Here is a 16,571-nt window from a genome sequence, read left to right as displayed (position 1 = left end):
GCCTTGGGCCTGTCCCAACCGGCCTTTGCCCGGCTGCTGCAAACCCCGGTCGGCACCGTGCGCGACTGGGAGCAGGGGCGCTTTCCGCCCCCCGGCAGTGCGCTGCTGGTGGCACGGCTGGCGGTTGAGCATCCCGAGGTGCTGCGGCCTTATGCCGCGGCCAGTTGATCGCGCAGCGCTGGCGGTCTCGCCGCACTATCCGAAGCCCACCGGTGGGCGAGGCCCAAGGGGCGTTCGGCAGACCACGAATATCCAAGTATAACCTCTTGTATTTTTATGCGTTCGTTTGCGTTCAGTTGCGATTGAAGCCGCTTTCCAGGTTACACTGTCGCCCCGCTCTTGCCCCATCGGCATCCCCCATCTAAGCAGGACCGCTCGCCCTATGCAGACTATTACAAAGACCATTAGCCAGGAAATCCAGGCCCGCGCCGACCAGGTGGAGGCGGCCGTCCGGCTGTTGGACGAGGGCGCGACCGTGCCCTTTATCGCCCGCTACCGCAAGGAGGCCACCGGCGGCCTCGACGACATCCAACTGCGGCACCTGGAAGAACGGCTGGTCTATCTGCGGGAACTCAGCGAGCGGCGCGCCGCGGTGCTTGCCAGCATCACTGAGCAGGGCAAGCTGACGCCAGCGCTGCGCGAGGAGATCGCGGGTGCGGATACCAAACAGCGGCTCGAGGACCTGTATCTACCCTATAAGCCCAAGCGCCGGACCAAGGCCCAGATTGCCCGCGAGGCGGGGCTCGAACCCTTGGCCGACGGACTGTTGGTCGACCCCACCCAGGAGCCTGCCGCCGCGGCGGCCGCCTATGTCGACGCGGGTAAAGGCGTGTCCGATGTCGCCGGCGCCCTGGAGGGTGCGCGCCAGATCCTCATGGAGCGCTTCGCCGAGGACCCGGAACTCACCGGACGCCTGCGCGACCGGTTGTGGGAGGAGGGCATCCTGGTCTCCCAGGTCGTCGCGGGTAAGGAGCGGGAGGGGAGCAAGTTTTCCGATTATTTCGACTACCGTGAATTGCTCGCCAAGCTCCCCTCGCACCGCGCCCTGGCGCTCTTTCGGGGGCGCAATGTCGGGGTGTTGAACCTGGACCTCATCCCGGGCGAGGGTGACGAGCCGGACCTGCCCTACCGCGCACTGATCGCTGCCCGCTTCGGGCTGCGGCACCAGGGCCGCGCGGCCGATGACTGGTTGGCCGAGACGGTGCGCAAGACCTGGCGCGTCAAGCTCTTGACCCGCCTGGACCTCGATCTCAAGGGGCGGGTGATGGAGGCGTCCGAGGCGGAGGCGATCCGCGTCTTCGGGCTGAACCTCAAGGCCCTGTTGCTCGCCGCCCCCGCCGGGCGCCTGCCGACCCTGGGTCTGGACCCGGGGTTGCGCACCGGGGTCAAGGTGGCGATCGTCGATTCCACCGGCCGGGTGGCAGCGACCGACACCATCTATCCCCATCAACCAAAAAATCAGTGGGATGCCTCCATCGCCCGGCTGGCGGTGCTGTGTGAGGCGCATGCGGTGCGACTCATCAGCATCGGCAACGGCACGGCCTCGCGCGAAACCGACAAACTCGCCCGCGAGTTGATCAAGCGTCACCCGGCCCTGGGTCTGCGCTCGCTGGTGGTCAGCGAGGCCGGGGCCTCGGTCTATTCGGCCTCCGAGTTGGCATCCAATGAACTGCCGGACTTGGACGTGTCGCTGCGCGGCGCGGTCTCCATCGCGCGGCGCCTGCAAGACCCGCTGGCCGAACTGGTGAAGATCGAGCCCAAGGCCATCGGCGTGGGTCAATACCAGCACGACGTCAACCAGGGCCGCTTGGCCCGTACCCTGGAAGCGGTGGTGGAGGACTGCGTGAACGCCGTCGGGGTGGATCTGAACACCGCCTCGGTGCCCCTGTTGACCCAGGTCTCCGGGCTCAACCGGGGGTTGGCGGAGAACATCGTCGCCTTCCGCGAGGTCAACGGTGCATTCGGCAACCGCAAGCGCTTGATGGCGGTGCCACGCTTCGGTGAGAAGGCCTTCCAGTTGAGCGCCGGCTTCCTGCGGGTGCCGGACGGCGACGAGCCGCTCGATAGCTCGGCCGTCCACCCGGAAGCCTATCCGGTGGTGCGCCGGATCTGCGAGCGGGCGGGTAAGGATATCCGCGCGCTGATCGGCGATGTCGCCACCCTGCGCCGCCTGGAGCCTAAAGAGTTCACCGACGAGCGTTTCGGCCTGCCGACCGTTGCGGATATCCTCGCCGAGCTGGCGAAGCCCGGCCGCGACCCGCGCCCGGAATTCAAGGCGGCCGAGTTCAAGGAGGGGGTCGAGACGCTGAAAGACCTGGAGCCCGGCATGATCCTGGAGGGCGCGGTGACGAATGTGACCAACTTCGGCGCCTTCGTCGACATCGGTGTCCACCAGGATGGCCTGGTCCACATCTCGATGCTCGCCGACCGCTTCGTCAAGGACCCGCACGAGGTGGTGAAGTCGGGCGACCTGGTCAAGGTCAAGGTCCTGGAGGTCGACCTACCCCGCCAACGGGTCGCGCTCAGCATGCGTTTGGGTGAGCCGACGCGTGCCGCGGAGGCCGGCGTGCCGCGCGGCAGCGCCGCGCGGCGTGACCAGCCGCGGACGGCGGAGCAACCCCGCCGCCCGCCGGAGGGTCGGCGGCCGGCGTCGGCCCGTCCGGCGCCTGAGCAGCAGGTGCCGGCCAATAGCGCCTTTGCCGCGGCCTTTGCGAAGGCGAAGAAGGGGTGATGCGCGCGTCGTCGCGACCGGTTGGGACTCTTGTGCTAGGCTAATGGGTCACGCGCCCGCGCGCGGCGTTCCGGGCCCACCGGGCCCGCGCGAGCTGCCGCCCGGGCGTCCTGCCGGCGCTATCCCGATATCCCGGTTATATTTGAATCCGTTGTTGGAGTATTGATCGATGGCCCGCATCACCGTAGAGGACTGCCTCAACCACGTGGACAACCGTTTCGACCTGGTCCTGCTTGCCACCAAGCGTGCCCGCCAGCTCGCCAACGGGGTGGAGCCCACCCTGCCCTGGCTCAAGGACAAGCCCACCGTCATGGCGTTGCGCGAGATCGCCGCTGGCCGCATCACCAACGAGGTGGTCCAGGCCGCTCAGCGCCACATCGAGGAGACCGCCGCGGCCCTCGAACAACGCCTCGCGGCCGAGCTCGCCGCCGATATGCGCGATCTGGACTCGGACAAGGAGTAATTCCCGGGTTTAGGATGAGCGACGCGCCCCCCCCAGATGAGTTACCCCACCCGGAACCGGGCCGGCCCCCGCGCTTCCTGATCAGTGACCTCTGTGCCGCGCTGGAATCCTACCTGCCGGTGGAGCAGGTGAGCGAGGTCTATCGCGCCTATCTGTTCGGTGCCGAGGCCCATCAGGGCCAGAGCCGCAAGTCGGGCGAGCCCTATATCTATCACCCGCTGGCGGTGGCACGTACCCTCAGCACCATGCACATGGACTACAAGTGCCTGATCGCCGCCATCCTGCACGATGTGATCGAGGATACCCCGATCGCCAAGGACCGGCTCGCCGAGGTCTTCGACAGCGAGGTCGCTGAACTGGTGGACGGGGTGAGCAAGCTCTCCCAGATCGACTTCGAGTCCCGCGCCGAGGCCCAGGCGGCCAGTCTGCAAAAGATGCTGCTCGCCATGACCCGGGACATCCGGGTGATCCTGATCAAGCTGGCGGACCGCCTGCACAACATGCGTACCTTAGGGGTGATGAGCGCCGAGAGTCGGCGGCGCATCTCCCGCGAGACCCTGGAGATCTTTGCGCCCATCGCTAACCGCCTGGGGATCAGCAGTATCCGGGTCGAGCTCGAAGAACTGGGCTTCAGCCACTACTGGCCCTGGCGCCACCTGATCCTGGAGCGGGCGGTGCAGAAGGCCAGCGGGGCGCGCTCCGAATTGCTGGCCGGGGTGGAGGCGACGATCCGACTCCGGCTCCAGCAAGAGGGCATCCCGGGCGAGGTCAAGAGCCGCTGCAAGAACCTCTACAGCATCTACCGCAAGATGAAGGAGAAGCGCCGATCCTTCTCGGAGGTGGTGGACGTCTTCGGGGTGCGGGTGACGGTGGATCGGGTGGACACCTGCTACCGCGTCTTGGGTCAGGTCCACAACCTCTATAAGCCGGTGCCCGGGCGCTTCAAGGACTATATCGCCATCCCCAAGGCCAACGGCTACCAATCGCTGCACACGGTACTGTTCGGCCCCCAAGGCGTGCCGCTGGAGATCCAGATCCGCACCGAGGCCATGGAGCGCGGCGCCGAGTCTGGGATCGCCGCCCACTGGATGTACAAGAGCGGCGGCCAAAACGCCAACTCGCCCGCCAACCTGGCCAACGACTGGCTCCAGAACCTGCTGGTGATGCAGCAGGGCGCCGGCAATCCTCAGGACTTCCTGGATAACGTCAAGGTCGATCTCTTCCCTGACGATGTGTATGTCTTTACCCCCAAGGGCCGCATACTCACCTTGAAGCGGGCGGCGACCGTGGTGGACTTTGCCTATGCCATCCATTCCGACGTGGGCAACACCTGTGTGGCGGGGCGGATCGACCGGCGGCTGGCCGCCCTGAGCACCCCGCTGCGCAGCGGCCAGACGGTCGAGGTCATCACCGCCCCAGGCGCCAAGCCCAATCCGGCTTGGCTCGGCTTTGTGGTCACCGGCAAGGCGCGCGCCGGGATCCGCGGCTACCTTAAAAATCTCAAGGCCAAGGAGGCCGAGGCCCTGGGACAGCGGCTGTTGAACGCCGAACTGGGCGCGTTCGGCAGCGACTTCGACCAACTGCCCCCGGCGACCCTGGCCGCCTACCTGGACGACACCGGTCTCCCGGATGTCGCCACCCTGCTCGTTGACATCGGTCTGGGCAATCGTCTGCCGGTCCTGGCGGCGCGCCGCTTGGTGGGGGCGGAGGGGGAGAGCGCGGGCGCCGTGGCGGGGGCGGCGACCGAACCCCACCCGCGCCGCTTTGCGATCCGTGGCACCGAGGGGATGGTCGTCACCTTTGCCCGCTGCTGTCGTCCCATCCCGGGCGATGCGGTCGCCGCCGTCTTCAGCCCTGGGCGCGGGATCGTGGTCCACCGCCAGGAGTGCCGCAACTTGAGCAGCCTGGAGACCCGGCGCAACAAACGGTTGGATGTCGAGTGGGCGCCGGAGCCGGATGGTGACTTTCCAGTCGAGATCCGGGTCGACATCGGCAACCGACGCGGTGCCCTGGCGGTGGTGGCGGGGGTCATCGCCGAGCAGGGGTCCAATATCGAGAACGTCCAGTCCCAGGAAAAGGACGGCACCACCTCCACCTTGGAGTTCCTGGTGACGGTGCGTGGACGCCAACACCTCGCGCGGATCATGCGCCGGCTGCGCCAGATCCCACTGGTCATTCGCATTACCCGGGTGAATCGCTGATATGAAGATGAAATGCTATCTAGCGGGCGTTCTTGCGCTCATTTCTGCCGTGCCGCTGGCCTTCGCCGAGCTCCCGGCGGTCCCGCCGGGTGCGGCGACTCCCCAAGAGACGGGCGCCTGGCTGCACGCCGATCAAGAGGCGTTGCAGGAGGCGCGCCAGCGGCTCGCTGACCAGGCCGCCGAGCAAAGCGACACGACGCCATTGCTGCCGGTGATCGATGAGTTTCGGGTCTTGATCGAAACCGACCCGGAACTGTTCATGTTGTTTACGCAAATGTTCGAGCAGATTCCGCACGAGCCGCAGTTCGAGAAAGACGCCGCGGGTCATCCGGCGGCGCGGGACTATCGCGAGATGCTGCGGCTGATGAACCAGGCCGTGACCCAGCCGCCGCAATTCAATAAGACCGGCATGGTCGGCTTTCCGATCAATGCCATCGTCAATTGGGCGATGGGTACGCCGGCCGGCGCTAGCGCCTTCCTGAACGACAAGGTCAATCGCCAATTAAAGAAGATCCTGGCCTACTGGGCGGTGTATCTGCGGTCCGCGGATTCGCGTTGGGTGCTCAACGACAAGCCCAATACGGGTTGGTTTGGGCGTGATGCGCGGGCGGCCATGCCGACCTTCGATAAGGATTTCGTCTCCGATCCGAAACTGCACTATCATGGCTTCGCGTCATGGGATGATTTTTTCACCCGGGTCTTTCGCGAGGGCCGCCGTCCGGTCGCCAGCCCGGATGACGAGCGCGTCATTGACAATGCCTGTGAGTCGGCACCCTACCGGTTGGCCACCGGGGTGAAACTGCGCGATCGGTTCTGGATCAAGGATCAGCCCTATTCATTGATCCATATGCTGGCGGACGATCCGCTGGCCGCCCAGTTCGAGGGCGCAACTGTGTATCAGGCGTTTCTGAGCGCGCTGAGTTATCACCGCTGGCACAGCCCGGTCAGCGGCCGGATCGTCAAGACTCGGGTGATCGACGGCTCCTATTATGCGGCGACGCCGGCGGTTGGCTTTGACCCGGTCAGCCCCAATGAATCACAAGGCTACATTACACAAGTCGCCTCGCGCGCCCTGATTTTCATCAAGGCGGACAATCCCCAGATTGGCTTGATGGCGGCGATGTTCGTCGGGATGGCAGAGGTGTCGTCCAACGAAATCACCGTCTACGAGGGGCAGCATGTGGAGAAAGGGGACCAGCTCGGCATGTTCCATTACGGTGGTTCGACCCATACCCTGATCTTCCGCCCGCAAGTCGATCTGGAGTTCGATCTGCACGACCAGACGCCTGGCCTGCACTCGGAAAATATCCCGGTGCGTGAGCGGATTGCGACGGTGCGCAATCAAGGCGCCAATTGACCTGATAAGGGTCGGTTGTCACGCCAAGGCGCCAAGCTCGCCAAGCAATACAAGAGGGTAGGAGATGCCACAAGATCGCCCGCTAGGTTAGTTGCACTGAGCAGATAACCCACTGAAAAAACTTGGCGTGCATGGCGTGCATGGCGTGCATGGCGTGCTTGGCGCCTTGGCGTGAGCAATAGTCGACTTTGGACTTGATGGGCGTGCGGCCCCCGGGAATCCAGCTCAGGTATCGGTAGGGCTCGATTGGGCGGGCGCGGGAAGTTTCCGCTCCCTCAGCCACAAAAAGATGACTGGCGTGACGATCAGGATATGCACCAGGCTGGAGATCATCCCGCCGACCACCGGGGTGGCCAGCGGCTGCATGATCTCTACCCCGGTGCGCTGGAGCCAGAAGATGGGTGACAAGGAGGCGATGGTGGTGGCGACCGTCATCACCTTGGGGCGTAGCCGCAGCCGCGCCCCGGCCTTGACTGCCGCGATCAACTCCGCGCGGGTCAATACGCGACCCAGACGTCGGCTGGCCTCCTGCACCGCTTCTTCCAGATAGGTCACCATGATGACGCCGGTCTGAATGGCCGTGCCGAAGAGCGCAATATAGCCGACCCACACGGCGACGCTGAAGTTGAATCCCATCCAGGCCTGCAACAAGACGCCGCCGGTGAGTGCAAAGGGCACCGCCAGGATGACGTGCGCCGCCTCCCCGACCGAGTGGAAGGTCATTGCCAGGGTGGCAAAGATGATGAGGATGACGGCGGGGAATACATAGAGCAGGGTCTGACGGGCGCGCAATTGCTGCTCGTATTGACCCGAGTATTCGATGCTCATGCCCGGCGCCAGGGTTATCTCGGCGGCGAGACGTGACTTGATCTCGTCGACGAATGAGCCCAGGTCGCGGTCGCGCACATTGGCCTGGACGAAGACCCGTAGCCGGCCGTTTTCGCTCTGGATCTCGTTGGGGCCGACCACCCGCTTGAGATCGGCGACCTGCCGCAATTGGACGGTGGCACCGGAGGGTGTGACGATCGGGATCTCGCCGAGTTTATCGAGGTCGCCGCGCTCCGCCTGTTCCAGGCGCACCTGGATCGGCCAGCGTTCGCGGCCCTTGATGGTGCTGCCGACGGTGACCCCGCCGATGCCGGCCTCCACCTGACGCAATAGCTCCTGAACACTGAGCCCATAGCGGCCCATCGGTTCGCGGCGGACCTGGACCTCCAGATAGGGCTTGCCCTGTACCCGTGAGGGTGCCACACCGACCGCCCCCGGTATCCGATCGATCGCGCGCTCGACCTCGAATGCCTGCTGCTGGAGTGCATCCAGCTCGTCGCCGAAGACCTTCACCCCGACTTGGGCGCGGATGCCGGTGCTGGTCATGAGGATACGGTTTTCGATCGGCTGTAGAAATCCGGGCACATAGCCGGGCAGCTCCATCAGGCGCGCCGACAGGTCAGCGATGATGGAGGCCTTGGTGGTCCCGGGCGGCCATTGCTCGCGCGGCTTGAGTGTGATGGTGGTCTCGATCATCTCGACCGGGGCCGGGTCGGTGGCGGTGGTCGCCCGCCCGAGCTTGCCGGCCACCGTGGCGACCGCCGGGTGGGCGCGGATCGCGCGGTCCTGCCAGGCCATGATGCGTTTCACCTCGGTGAACGCGGTGGCGGGCAGCAGGACCGGCATGAAGAGCAGCGAGCCCTCCTCCAGGGTGGGCATGAATTCGGTGCCGAACCCCTGGGTGTGGCGCGCGACCGACTCCGGCAGCCAGGCATTGACCGCCTGCGGCAGGCCCCAGGCGATGACGATGCAGGCGGTGAGCAGGGTGGCCGCGAGTCCCAGTACGGTCTTGCGATGCCCCAGTGCCCAGTCCAATGCCGGCTCATAGACGCGCAACAGGCCGTTCATCAGCCAGTTCTCGCCCTCCGGCTTGAGCGGGCCCCGCACCAGCAGGGTGCAGAACACCGGCACCGCCGTCACTGCGAGCAGCGTCGCGCCGATCAGCGCAAAGGTCTTGGTATAGGCGAGCGGATGAAACAGTTTGCCCTCCTGGCCGGTCAACAGGAAGACCGGCACGAAGGCGAGGATGATGATCAGCATCGAGAACACCATGGGCCGCCCCACCTGGGTGGCGGCGGTCAGGGTGCGGGCGAAGACCTCCGCGGCATCGAGCCGGCGCTGGAGCGCCGCCTCGGCCCGCTCGCAATGGCGGATGACATTCTCGGTCATGACGATGCCGGCATCGACCAGCACCCCGATTGAAATGGCAATGCCGGTCAATGACATGATGTTCGATGGGATGCCAAACCGGTCCATCAGGATGAACGCGATCAGGATGGATGCCGGTAGCGGCAGGGTGACTATCAGGATGCTGCGGAAATGAAAAAGAAACAGGATGTGCATCAGGGTGACGAGGATGATCTCTTCGGTCAGTGCATCCTTGAGCGTGCCGATGGCGCGCCCGATCAGGTCGCTGCGGTCATAGAACGGCACCACGCGCACCCCGGTTGGCAGTCCCGCGGCCAGGGCGGCGATGCGGGTCTTGATGTCCGCAATGACCTGGTAAGCGTTCTCCCCATAGCGCATGACCACGATGCCGCCGACCACCTCCCGTCCATCGACATCCAACGCCCCGCGCCGGAAGTCGCCGCCGATCTCGATGGTTGCCACATTGCGTAGATATAAGGGGGTGCCGCCGCGCGGCAGCACCGGAATCAGTTCGAGATCGGCCGCGCTCTCGATCAGGCCGACCCCGCGCACGATGAACTCGGCACCGTTCTCCTCGATGGTCTTGCCACCGACATTGAGATTGGACTTGCTGACCGCGTCCATCACCTGGCCCAAGGTGGCGCCGTATTGCTTGAGTTGGAGTGAGGAGACCTCGATCTGATATTGGCGAACGAAGCCGCCGATACTGGCGACCTCGGCCACCCCAGGGACGGCGGCGAGTTGATAGCGCACATAGGTGTCTTGCAGGGTGCGCAGCGATCCCAGGTCCTGCTGGCCGGATTGGTCATCGAGATAATACTGATAGACCCAGCCGAGCCCGGTGGCGTCCGGGCCGAGCCGCGCGATCACCCCCGCCGGCAGCAGGTCACCCAATGAATCGAGCCGCTCCAGCACCCGGGTGCGGGCGAAATAGGTGTCGACGCTGTCGGCGAAGATCACGGTGAGAAAGGCGAAGCCGAACATCGAACTGGCCCGCACCGTCTTGACCCCGGCGAGCCCTTGCAATGAGACCGACAGCGGATAGGTGATCTGGTCCTCGACCTCCTGCGGCGAGCGGCCGGGCCAGTCGGCGTAGACGATGACCTGATTCTCCGACAGGTCGGGGATCGCATCGATGGGCACGCGCTGGAGCGCGAACAGGCCCCAGGTACAGAGTGCGAGAAAGCCGCTGATGACCAGAAAGCGGTTGTGCAGCGACCAGACAATGACTCGGTCGATCATCCGCGTTCCAGTCTCGTTCCCACGCTCCGCGTGGGAATGCATCCTTGGACGCTCCGCGTCACGAGTGCCCTGGCACGGCGCTTACGGTGGAGCCTGGGACCGGGGTTCCCCATTGGCGGATCGAAGAATGGTCGGCTCACTTCACCTCATCCCCGCACCCGGGCATGGCCGAGCCGAAGAAGGGGTTGCGCAACCGATGGGAACGCGACAGCCAGCGCGCGGTACCCAGCACCGGGCTCATCGGGCATTGATAGATCCAGACCTCCTCGCGCTGCTGTAGGTGCTCGGCCCGGGCCAGGTCGGCGACCGCGGTACTGAATGGCTCGAAGGCGCGGCGGGCGGCATCCAGGTCGGTGGGATCCGGTAGCTTGTCGGTGAATGCGGCCAAGTCGCCGCGCTCCGCCGGTGCATTGCCGGCGAGATAGTCGGCCAGCGCCTGGCGCAGGGCGGGTAGGCCCGCACAATAGCCGGCCAGATCGTCGGCCGCGAGTGCGGTGGCGGCATCCGCGGTGGCGAATACCAGGGTCCGCAGGAGCCCATAGGTCGCGTCGTTATGCGGCGCGGTACCGCCGGGGATCTTGACGGGCGTGACCTGCGCCGGGTCGGCCGCCGCCACATCCACCGCGGCATGGGCCAGTTGCGCCTGCGAATCCAGTATCAGGCCGGCCTGGGTGACGACCCGCTCGCCCTGCTTCAGACCGTCCAGGACCTCGTCGTCGGTGTCGCCCACGCGACCGATCCGCACCTCGCGCGCCCGGTAGCCTGAGCCCCCGGCGTCGACATAAACGATGGGTCGACCGCTGTGCTGGAGGACGGCCGCGCGCGGCACCAGCAGGCCATCGAGCGTGCTCGCCGCGACCACCGCCTGGGCGGTCTGGCGAAAGCGTAGCCGATGTTCGGGATTCTCCAAGGTCACCCGTACCCGCGCGGTGCGGGTCTTCTCGTTCAGGCTGGGGTCGATGAAGGTAATGGGGGCGGTCAACACCTGGCCGGGCTGGGAGGGCACCGAGACCTCCACGGTCTGGCCCAGTTTTAGCCAGGCCAGGTCTGGCTCGTAGGCATCGAAGACGAACCACATCCGCGAAAAGTCACCGATTTCAAACAGTGGATCGTTGACCTTGACATATTGCCCCTCGTAGACCGAGCGGGAGATCACGGTGCCGGAGAGTGGGGCACGGATGTTCACCATGGCGGTGGGCTTCAGCGTGTGTTCCAGGATGCCGATCTCCTCCTCGGTGAGTCCCAATTCCAAGAGGCGCTCGCGGGCCGCCGCGCGCTCCGAAAGGGGGGTGGCGACCGCGCCGGCCTTGAGCCGCTCGACATATTGGCGCTGGGCGGTGAGCATCTCTGGACTGAATACCGTGGCGAGCGGCGCACCGGCCGCGACCTCGGCGCCTACATAGTTGACCTGAAGTTTCTCGATGCGCCCAGGTACCCGGGCGGCCAGGATGCGATGGCGGGTGTCGTCGTCCTCGATAACCCCACTCACCCGCAGCGTCCGGGTGAGCGCGCCCCGGGTGACCGCGCTGGTCGCCACGCCGGTCACCGCGGCTTGGGCGGCGCTGAGTGTGACCAGGTTCGGATCGACTGCGGCCCCGGTGTCACCGCTGGCGGCGATCAATTCCATGCCACAGATGGTGCAGCGTTCCCCCGGTTTGTCCGACTTGATCCAGGGATGCATCGGGCACTGATAGACCTGCGCCGCATGGGCATGTGCCGCATGGACCGGCAGGGCGGCGGCGCTGGGGTGTTCGACGGCGGACAGACCGGCCGCGATGGCGAGCAGGCCGAGGGTCACGATCAACTTGGTCAAGGTGTGCATAGCGAAACGGCAGCGGTGCTAAAGTCAGATGGGTGAAGGCGACACTGGGTCGTCGTCGGCGCAGTCGCCAGCCCTGGCCCGCCGCCCGGCATCCCGTCCGGCGTGACCGTCTATCGTCTGGGCTGCGCTGGCCCAGTACAAGTGCCAAATGCGACGAAAAGGGCGGCAGCCGGGATGCCGATCAAGGCGAGTACCGCCTGGCCCCCTCTTCGCCGTCCTTGCCCACCATCCACATCGGGGCTATCCTCCCCTCCGAACTCACCGCGGTACCTTTGAAATGCCTTTCGCGATCCCGTGAATTGAACGCGCGGGCGCGGGCGGCGGATTGAGGATGCGGCCGCGTTGTAGTCAGCGGGCCGCAGACGACCAGATTGAGCAGGCGACCAACCACGCGGAGGTATAGCAATGACAACAGACGTCGCGCAGCGCAAGATACTCATTATCGAGGATGACGCCGATTTGCTGATGCTGGTCAGGCATGTCTTGGAACGGGAGGGCTATCGGGTCTTCGTGGCATCCAATGGTGCCGACGGCATTCTCGTTAATGAGCGGGAGGACCCCGATCTGATTCTTCTCGACTTGCGTATGCCGGACATGGATGGGATCGAGACGTTGCGCAATATCCGGGAATGCGATAAGAAGGTGCTGGTCGTCATCCTGACCGGGTATGGCTGCCCGGATACCATCAGGGAGGCGGCGGATCTGAAGGTCAGCGAATACTTGAGCAAGCCTTTTGCGAATAAAGACTTGGCGGGGGTGATCGGCAAGGCGCTGCTGCCTTGAATGAAAGGGTCGCCACGATGAATGAAAGCAGACGACTGATCTATGTGCCGATCCTGCACGCACAGGAAGACGCCGGGCGCACAGATTCGATTTTGACCAATAAGAAGATAAGACGGAGGAGGATAGAGAAGCAGGTGTCGGCGGTTGAGGAAATGTGGAAAGGAATTGCTGCAAAAATAGGCGAGTTAAATATCCCCTGGGATAAGACGCGGATTTATCAGGATGGGGTGCCGGTGTGCGGTAATGAAGTCGCATTGGCCCGGCGACTGGCGGACAGTGGTAGTCCGAATTTTTCATTTATCTGTAATGCGATACAGGAGGGGGCGGCGCTGGAGGGTACTGAAGACATGGACCTGCTGATACAAGAGTACGATCTGCTCAATAAGTTGCTGATGAGTAATGCGGGTGTCGATCAGGCGGCGAGCAATACGGAATATCAGGCCAAGAGCCGGGCGTTGCTGATCTTGAGAGATCAATTCATCTTGAATCGAATTACCGGTACCCTGCAACCGGGGGAGCTGCCGATGGTGTTTATGGGGGTGATGCATCGTCTGGACAAGATGCTCGAAAATGATTTCTCGGTGTCTTATGTCATTTATCGCCTGCCATTCCGTAGTATCGGAACCATTTATAACGCCTAAGGCCCGCAGATTATGCTTCGCAAAGTGTCCTTGTTACACGCCGACCCGATTCTGTTTTCACCAATTTATCTCGATGCGGACAAGGTGTCCACGGCAAAGCTGCTGGCCCTTTATCGCTTCGTCAATCTCTTTTTCCCGAAAATGGGCTCCAGCCTGGTCAAGACGATGATGGACATGGAGCGGCATAGTGAGCGGCTGACGGCAAACAGTTCTCCACATGAGCGGCGCAAGCTGATCAGTCAGATGGAGAGCCTGAGTATGGATATACAATTTTCGGTCTGTGACGGCGGCCAAAATGTGATGGAGATTTCGATTCATATCGTGCCCAGCCAAGTGCTTGAGCGGGCGCAGCAGGGCCGGACGAATTTACCGCAGTATCAAGCACTGCAAGACCACCTGGATCAATTGATTGTCAAGCTGATTGCCAAGGAGCTCAGTCGTCGCTTCAGCGCCAAGATCGCCGCGGGTCTCAAGGCCCTGGCAGGCATCAAGCAGGTGCCGGCGTTTATTTGCCAACTGCTTGAGATGGGCTGGATCAATCGCGATGGGCAATTGTTGCAAGGGGCGTCGATCGATGATTTATTGACCGGAAGATTTCGCGATCAGTTCGAGCAGTTGATGCCCAAGGAGCTGCTGCAGGAAGGGATGCAAATCCGCGACACCATCGAGACCTTCTTTGCCATCAGTCAGGATGATGCGGATTCTCTGATCCAAGACGCCAAGCGGCGTCATGCCCTGCTCGAGATCACGCTGCGGGAAACGCGCAGGCCATGCTGACCCGCTCAGTCGGCACGGGCGTCGCGATCCGCGTTAGAGGCCTGGTGCAGGGGGTGGGCTTCCGCCCCATGGTGTGGCGGGCGGCGCGCGCCTTCGGGCTCTCGGGCGATGTGTGCAATGACGGGGAGGGGGTGCTGATCCGGGCCTGGGCGCCGGCGGACGCCGCCCCCGACCTGCTCGATCGGTTCTGCGCCCGGCTGCGCTTGGACTGTCCGCCACTGGCGCGGATCGCGGCCATCGAATCCGGCGCCATCGCCGCACCTGCCCCCGATCCCCCCGGCTTCGTCATCCTGGCGAGCGCGAGCACCGGGGTGCAGACCGGTGTGGTGGCGGACGCGGCCACCTGTGCCGCCTGCGCCGCGCAGGTCCTGGACCCGGCCGATCGCCGTTATCGTTACCCCTTCACCAACTGCACCCATTGCGGGCCGCGTCTGAGCATCCTGCGCGCCATCCCCTATGACCGCGCCAATACCAGCATGGGGGTCTTTGCCTTGTGTCCGGCCTGTGCGTCCGAGTACCAGGACCCGGCGGATCGGCGTTTCCATGCCCAGCCCAACGCCTGCCCGGTCTGCGGTCCGCGGGTCTGGTTGGCGGATCGGGTGGGGCAGGCACTGGACCCGGCCGACCTGGGCGCCGTGGATGCCATCGCCGCGGCCGCGCGGCTACTCGGCGAGGGGCGCATCCTGGCGATCAAGGGGATCGGGGGCTTCCACCTCGCCTGCGATGCCGCCGACGCCGCGGCGGTGAGCGAACTGCGTCGCCGCAAGCGGCGCTTCGGCAAGCCCTTCGCCCTGATGGCCAGGGATCTGGCGGTCATCCGGCGCTATGCGCGGGTGGGGGAGGGTGAGGCCGCACTGCTGGCGAGCCCGGCCGCGCCGATTGTCCTGCTGGAGCGGCTGTCGGGCCCGGAGTTGGCGCCGCAGCTTGCCCCGGGCCAGTCGACCCTGGGCTTCATGCTCCCCTACAGCCCGCTACACCTGCTGTTGCTGGCGCACTGGGAGCGCCCGTTGGTGATGACCAGCGGGAACCTAAGCGAAGAGCCGCAGTGCATCGATAACACGGATGCCTTGGCACGGTTGGGCGGGCTTGCTGACTTCGCCCTGCTGCACGACCGGGTCATCGTCAACCGGGTAGACGATTCGGTGGTGCGCTGGATGGATGGGGCGCCGCGTCTGTTGCGGCGCGCGCGCGGTTACGCCCCGGCGCCCATCGCCATGCCGCCCGGTTTTGCCGACTGCGCGCCGGTCCTGGCGATGGGGGGCGAGCTCAAGAATACGGTCTGTTTGCTGCGCAACGGCCAGGCGATCCTGACCCAACACCTGGGCGACCTGGAGGAGGCGCATACCGCCCGCGAGTATGAACAGACCATCGACCTCTATCAATCCCTGTTCGAGCACGCAGCGCAGCGGATTGCGGTGGACCTGCACCCGGACTATCGTTCCAGCCTCACCGGCCGGGAGCGGGCCGCGCGTGAGGGTCTGGAGCTGATCCAGGTTCAGCACCACCACGCCCATATCGCCGCCGTCCTGACCGATAACGGCTGGCCGCTGGATGGCGGGCCGGTGCTTGGCATCGCGCTGGACGGTCTGGGTTATGGGGCCGATGGGACCCTCTGGGGCGGTGAGTTCCTGGCGGCGGACTATCGTTGCTATCGGCGGGTTGGTTGGCTGCGGCCGGTGCCCATGCCCGGCGGCACCCGGGCCATCCTGGAGCCCTGGCGCAACCTGGTGGCGCAGATCGAGGTGTGTCTGGGCTGGGATGAGTTCCTGCGCCGCTGGCCTGGGCTGGAGCTCTCCCGGCGACTGGCCGAGCGGCCGGTGCCCCAGCTGCGCATCCTGATGGCGCGCCGCCTCAATGCGCCCCTGTCGAGTTCGGCCGGGCGTCTGTTCGATGCGGTGGCCGCGGCCCTGGGGCTGTGTGCCGAGCGGATCGGCTATGAGGGCCAGGCGGCGATCGAGTTGGAGTCATTGGCGGTGGGGGCGCTGGCGGACGCCGGGGAGGGCTACCCCTTTGGCCGCATCGCGGTCGCTGGCCGTGCGGAGCTCGACCCTAGCCCCCTGTGGGTGAGTCTCTTCGACGACCTGGCCGCCGGGGTCCCGGCGGGACAGATCAGTGTCCGGTTCCACCAGGGTTTCTGCCGCGCCGTGGCCGACCTGGCGGCCGACCTGGCGGCGGCTCAGGGGCTGCGGCAGGTCGCCCTGTCCGGCGGGGTCTTCCAGAATCGGCTGGTGTTGGAAGGGGTCTGCCAACGGCTGCGCCGGCACGGGTTCGCGCCCCTCACCCACCATCAGGTGCCCGCCAACGACGGCGGTCTGGCCCTGGGCCAGGCGGCGATTGCGGCGGCGTGGGGGGCTTGAT

At 65.1% G+C, this 16,571-nt stretch carries 10 protein-coding genes; 8 read left to right on the top strand and 2 right to left on the bottom strand.

Going from position 1 to position 16,571, the window contains the following annotated elements; all coding sequences use genetic code 11:
- The first annotated feature begins 382 nt into the window (after positions 1 to 382).
- From QZX93_RS06635 to QZX93_RS06620, 4 genes are all read left to right on the top strand, one after another.
- Positions 383 to 2,731 carry a Tex family protein gene (locus QZX93_RS06635; RefSeq protein WP_295384732.1) on the top strand — a complete coding sequence of 783 codons (2,349 nt, stop codon included), beginning with the start codon at positions 383 to 385 and terminating at the stop codon, positions 2,729 to 2,731.
- Between the two features lie 169 nt (positions 2,732 to 2,900).
- Entirely contained in the window at positions 2,901 to 3,194 is a 294-nt protein-coding gene (gene rpoZ / locus QZX93_RS06630) for a DNA-directed RNA polymerase subunit omega (RefSeq protein ID WP_295384730.1), read from the top strand.
- Positions 3,195 to 3,208: 14 nt separating this feature from the next.
- Positions 3,209 to 5,395 (top strand): RelA/SpoT family protein, encoded by a 2,187-nt coding sequence (locus tag QZX93_RS06625; protein WP_295384728.1) that lies wholly within the window; start codon positions 3,209 to 3,211, stop codon positions 5,393 to 5,395.
- A 7-nt stretch (positions 5,396 to 5,402) separates the two neighbouring features.
- Positions 5,403 to 6,752, top strand: coding sequence for a phosphatidylserine decarboxylase family protein (locus QZX93_RS06620; protein ID WP_295384726.1), 1,350 nt, complete (start codon positions 5,403 to 5,405; stop codon positions 6,750 to 6,752).
- Positions 6,753 to 6,977: 225 nt separating this feature from the next.
- Here the strand turns inward: QZX93_RS06620 and QZX93_RS06615 are convergent, their stop codons facing one another.
- Positions 6,978 to 10,190 carry a CusA/CzcA family heavy metal efflux RND transporter gene (locus QZX93_RS06615; RefSeq protein WP_295384724.1) on the bottom strand — a complete coding sequence of 1,071 codons (3,213 nt, stop codon included), beginning with the start codon at positions 10,188 to 10,190 and terminating at the stop codon, positions 6,978 to 6,980.
- Positions 10,191 to 10,326: 136 nt separating this feature from the next.
- Positions 10,327 to 12,012: an efflux RND transporter periplasmic adaptor subunit gene (locus tag QZX93_RS06610; protein ID WP_295384722.1), complete on the bottom strand. Its 1,686-nt coding sequence runs from the start codon at positions 12,010 to 12,012 to the stop codon at positions 10,327 to 10,329.
- Between the two features lie 405 nt (positions 12,013 to 12,417).
- Between QZX93_RS06610 and QZX93_RS06605 the strand changes: the two genes are divergently transcribed.
- Genes QZX93_RS06605 through hypF form a run of 4 tightly spaced genes read left to right on the top strand, consistent with a single transcriptional unit; the run spans position 12,418 to position 16,570 of the window.
- Complete coding sequence (locus QZX93_RS06605) at positions 12,418 to 12,795, top strand: response regulator (protein WP_295384720.1); 378 nt, start codon at positions 12,418 to 12,420, stop codon at positions 12,793 to 12,795.
- Positions 12,792 to 13,436, top strand: a complete 645-nt coding sequence (locus QZX93_RS06600) for a hypothetical protein (protein ID WP_295394456.1) — start codon at positions 12,792 to 12,794, stop codon at positions 13,434 to 13,436. The genes QZX93_RS06605 and QZX93_RS06600 overlap by 4 nt, the downstream gene beginning before the upstream one ends.
- Before the next feature lie 30 nt (positions 13,437 to 13,466).
- The gene (locus tag QZX93_RS06595) at positions 13,467 to 14,213 is read left to right on the top strand and encodes a hypothetical protein (protein WP_295384716.1); all 747 of its coding nucleotides are present in this window, start codon (positions 13,467 to 13,469) and stop codon (positions 14,211 to 14,213) included.
- Positions 14,207 to 16,570 carry a carbamoyltransferase HypF gene (gene hypF, locus QZX93_RS06590; protein WP_295384714.1) on the top strand — a complete coding sequence of 788 codons (2,364 nt, stop codon included), beginning with the start codon at positions 14,207 to 14,209 and terminating at the stop codon, positions 16,568 to 16,570. The genes QZX93_RS06595 and hypF overlap by 7 nt, the downstream gene beginning before the upstream one ends.
- Position 16,571 lies beyond the last annotated feature (1 nt).

This window comes from uncultured Thiodictyon sp. (assembly GCF_903946935.1).
GTDB lineage: Bacteria > Pseudomonadota > Gammaproteobacteria > Chromatiales > Chromatiaceae > Thiodictyon.
This window is presented reverse-complemented; position numbering and strand designations above follow the sequence as displayed.

What these genes read in the sequence shown, in the direction of transcription:
- QZX93_RS06635 (WP_295384732.1), top strand. Translation starts at nt 383, where the DNA reads ATGCAGACTATTACAAAGACCATTAGCCAGGAAATCCAGGCCCGCGCC.
- rpoZ (WP_295384730.1), top strand. Translation starts at nt 2,901, where the DNA reads ATGGCCCGCATCACCGTAGAGGACTGCCTCAACCACGTGGACAACCGT.
- QZX93_RS06625 (WP_295384728.1), top strand. Translation starts at nt 3,209, where the DNA reads ATGAGCGACGCGCCCCCCCCAGATGAGTTACCCCACCCGGAACCGGGC.
- QZX93_RS06620 (WP_295384726.1), top strand. Translation starts at nt 5,403, where the DNA reads ATGAAATGCTATCTAGCGGGCGTTCTTGCGCTCATTTCTGCCGTGCCG.
- QZX93_RS06615 (WP_295384724.1), bottom strand. Translation starts at nt 10,190, where the DNA reads ATGATCGACCGAGTCATTGTCTGGTCGCTGCACAACCGCTTTCTGGTC.
- QZX93_RS06610 (WP_295384722.1), bottom strand. Translation starts at nt 12,012, where the DNA reads ATGCACACCTTGACCAAGTTGATCGTGACCCTCGGCCTGCTCGCCATC.
- QZX93_RS06605 (WP_295384720.1), top strand. Translation starts at nt 12,418, where the DNA reads ATGACAACAGACGTCGCGCAGCGCAAGATACTCATTATCGAGGATGAC.
- hypF (WP_295384714.1), top strand. Translation starts at nt 14,207, where the DNA reads ATGCTGACCCGCTCAGTCGGCACGGGCGTCGCGATCCGCGTTAGAGGC.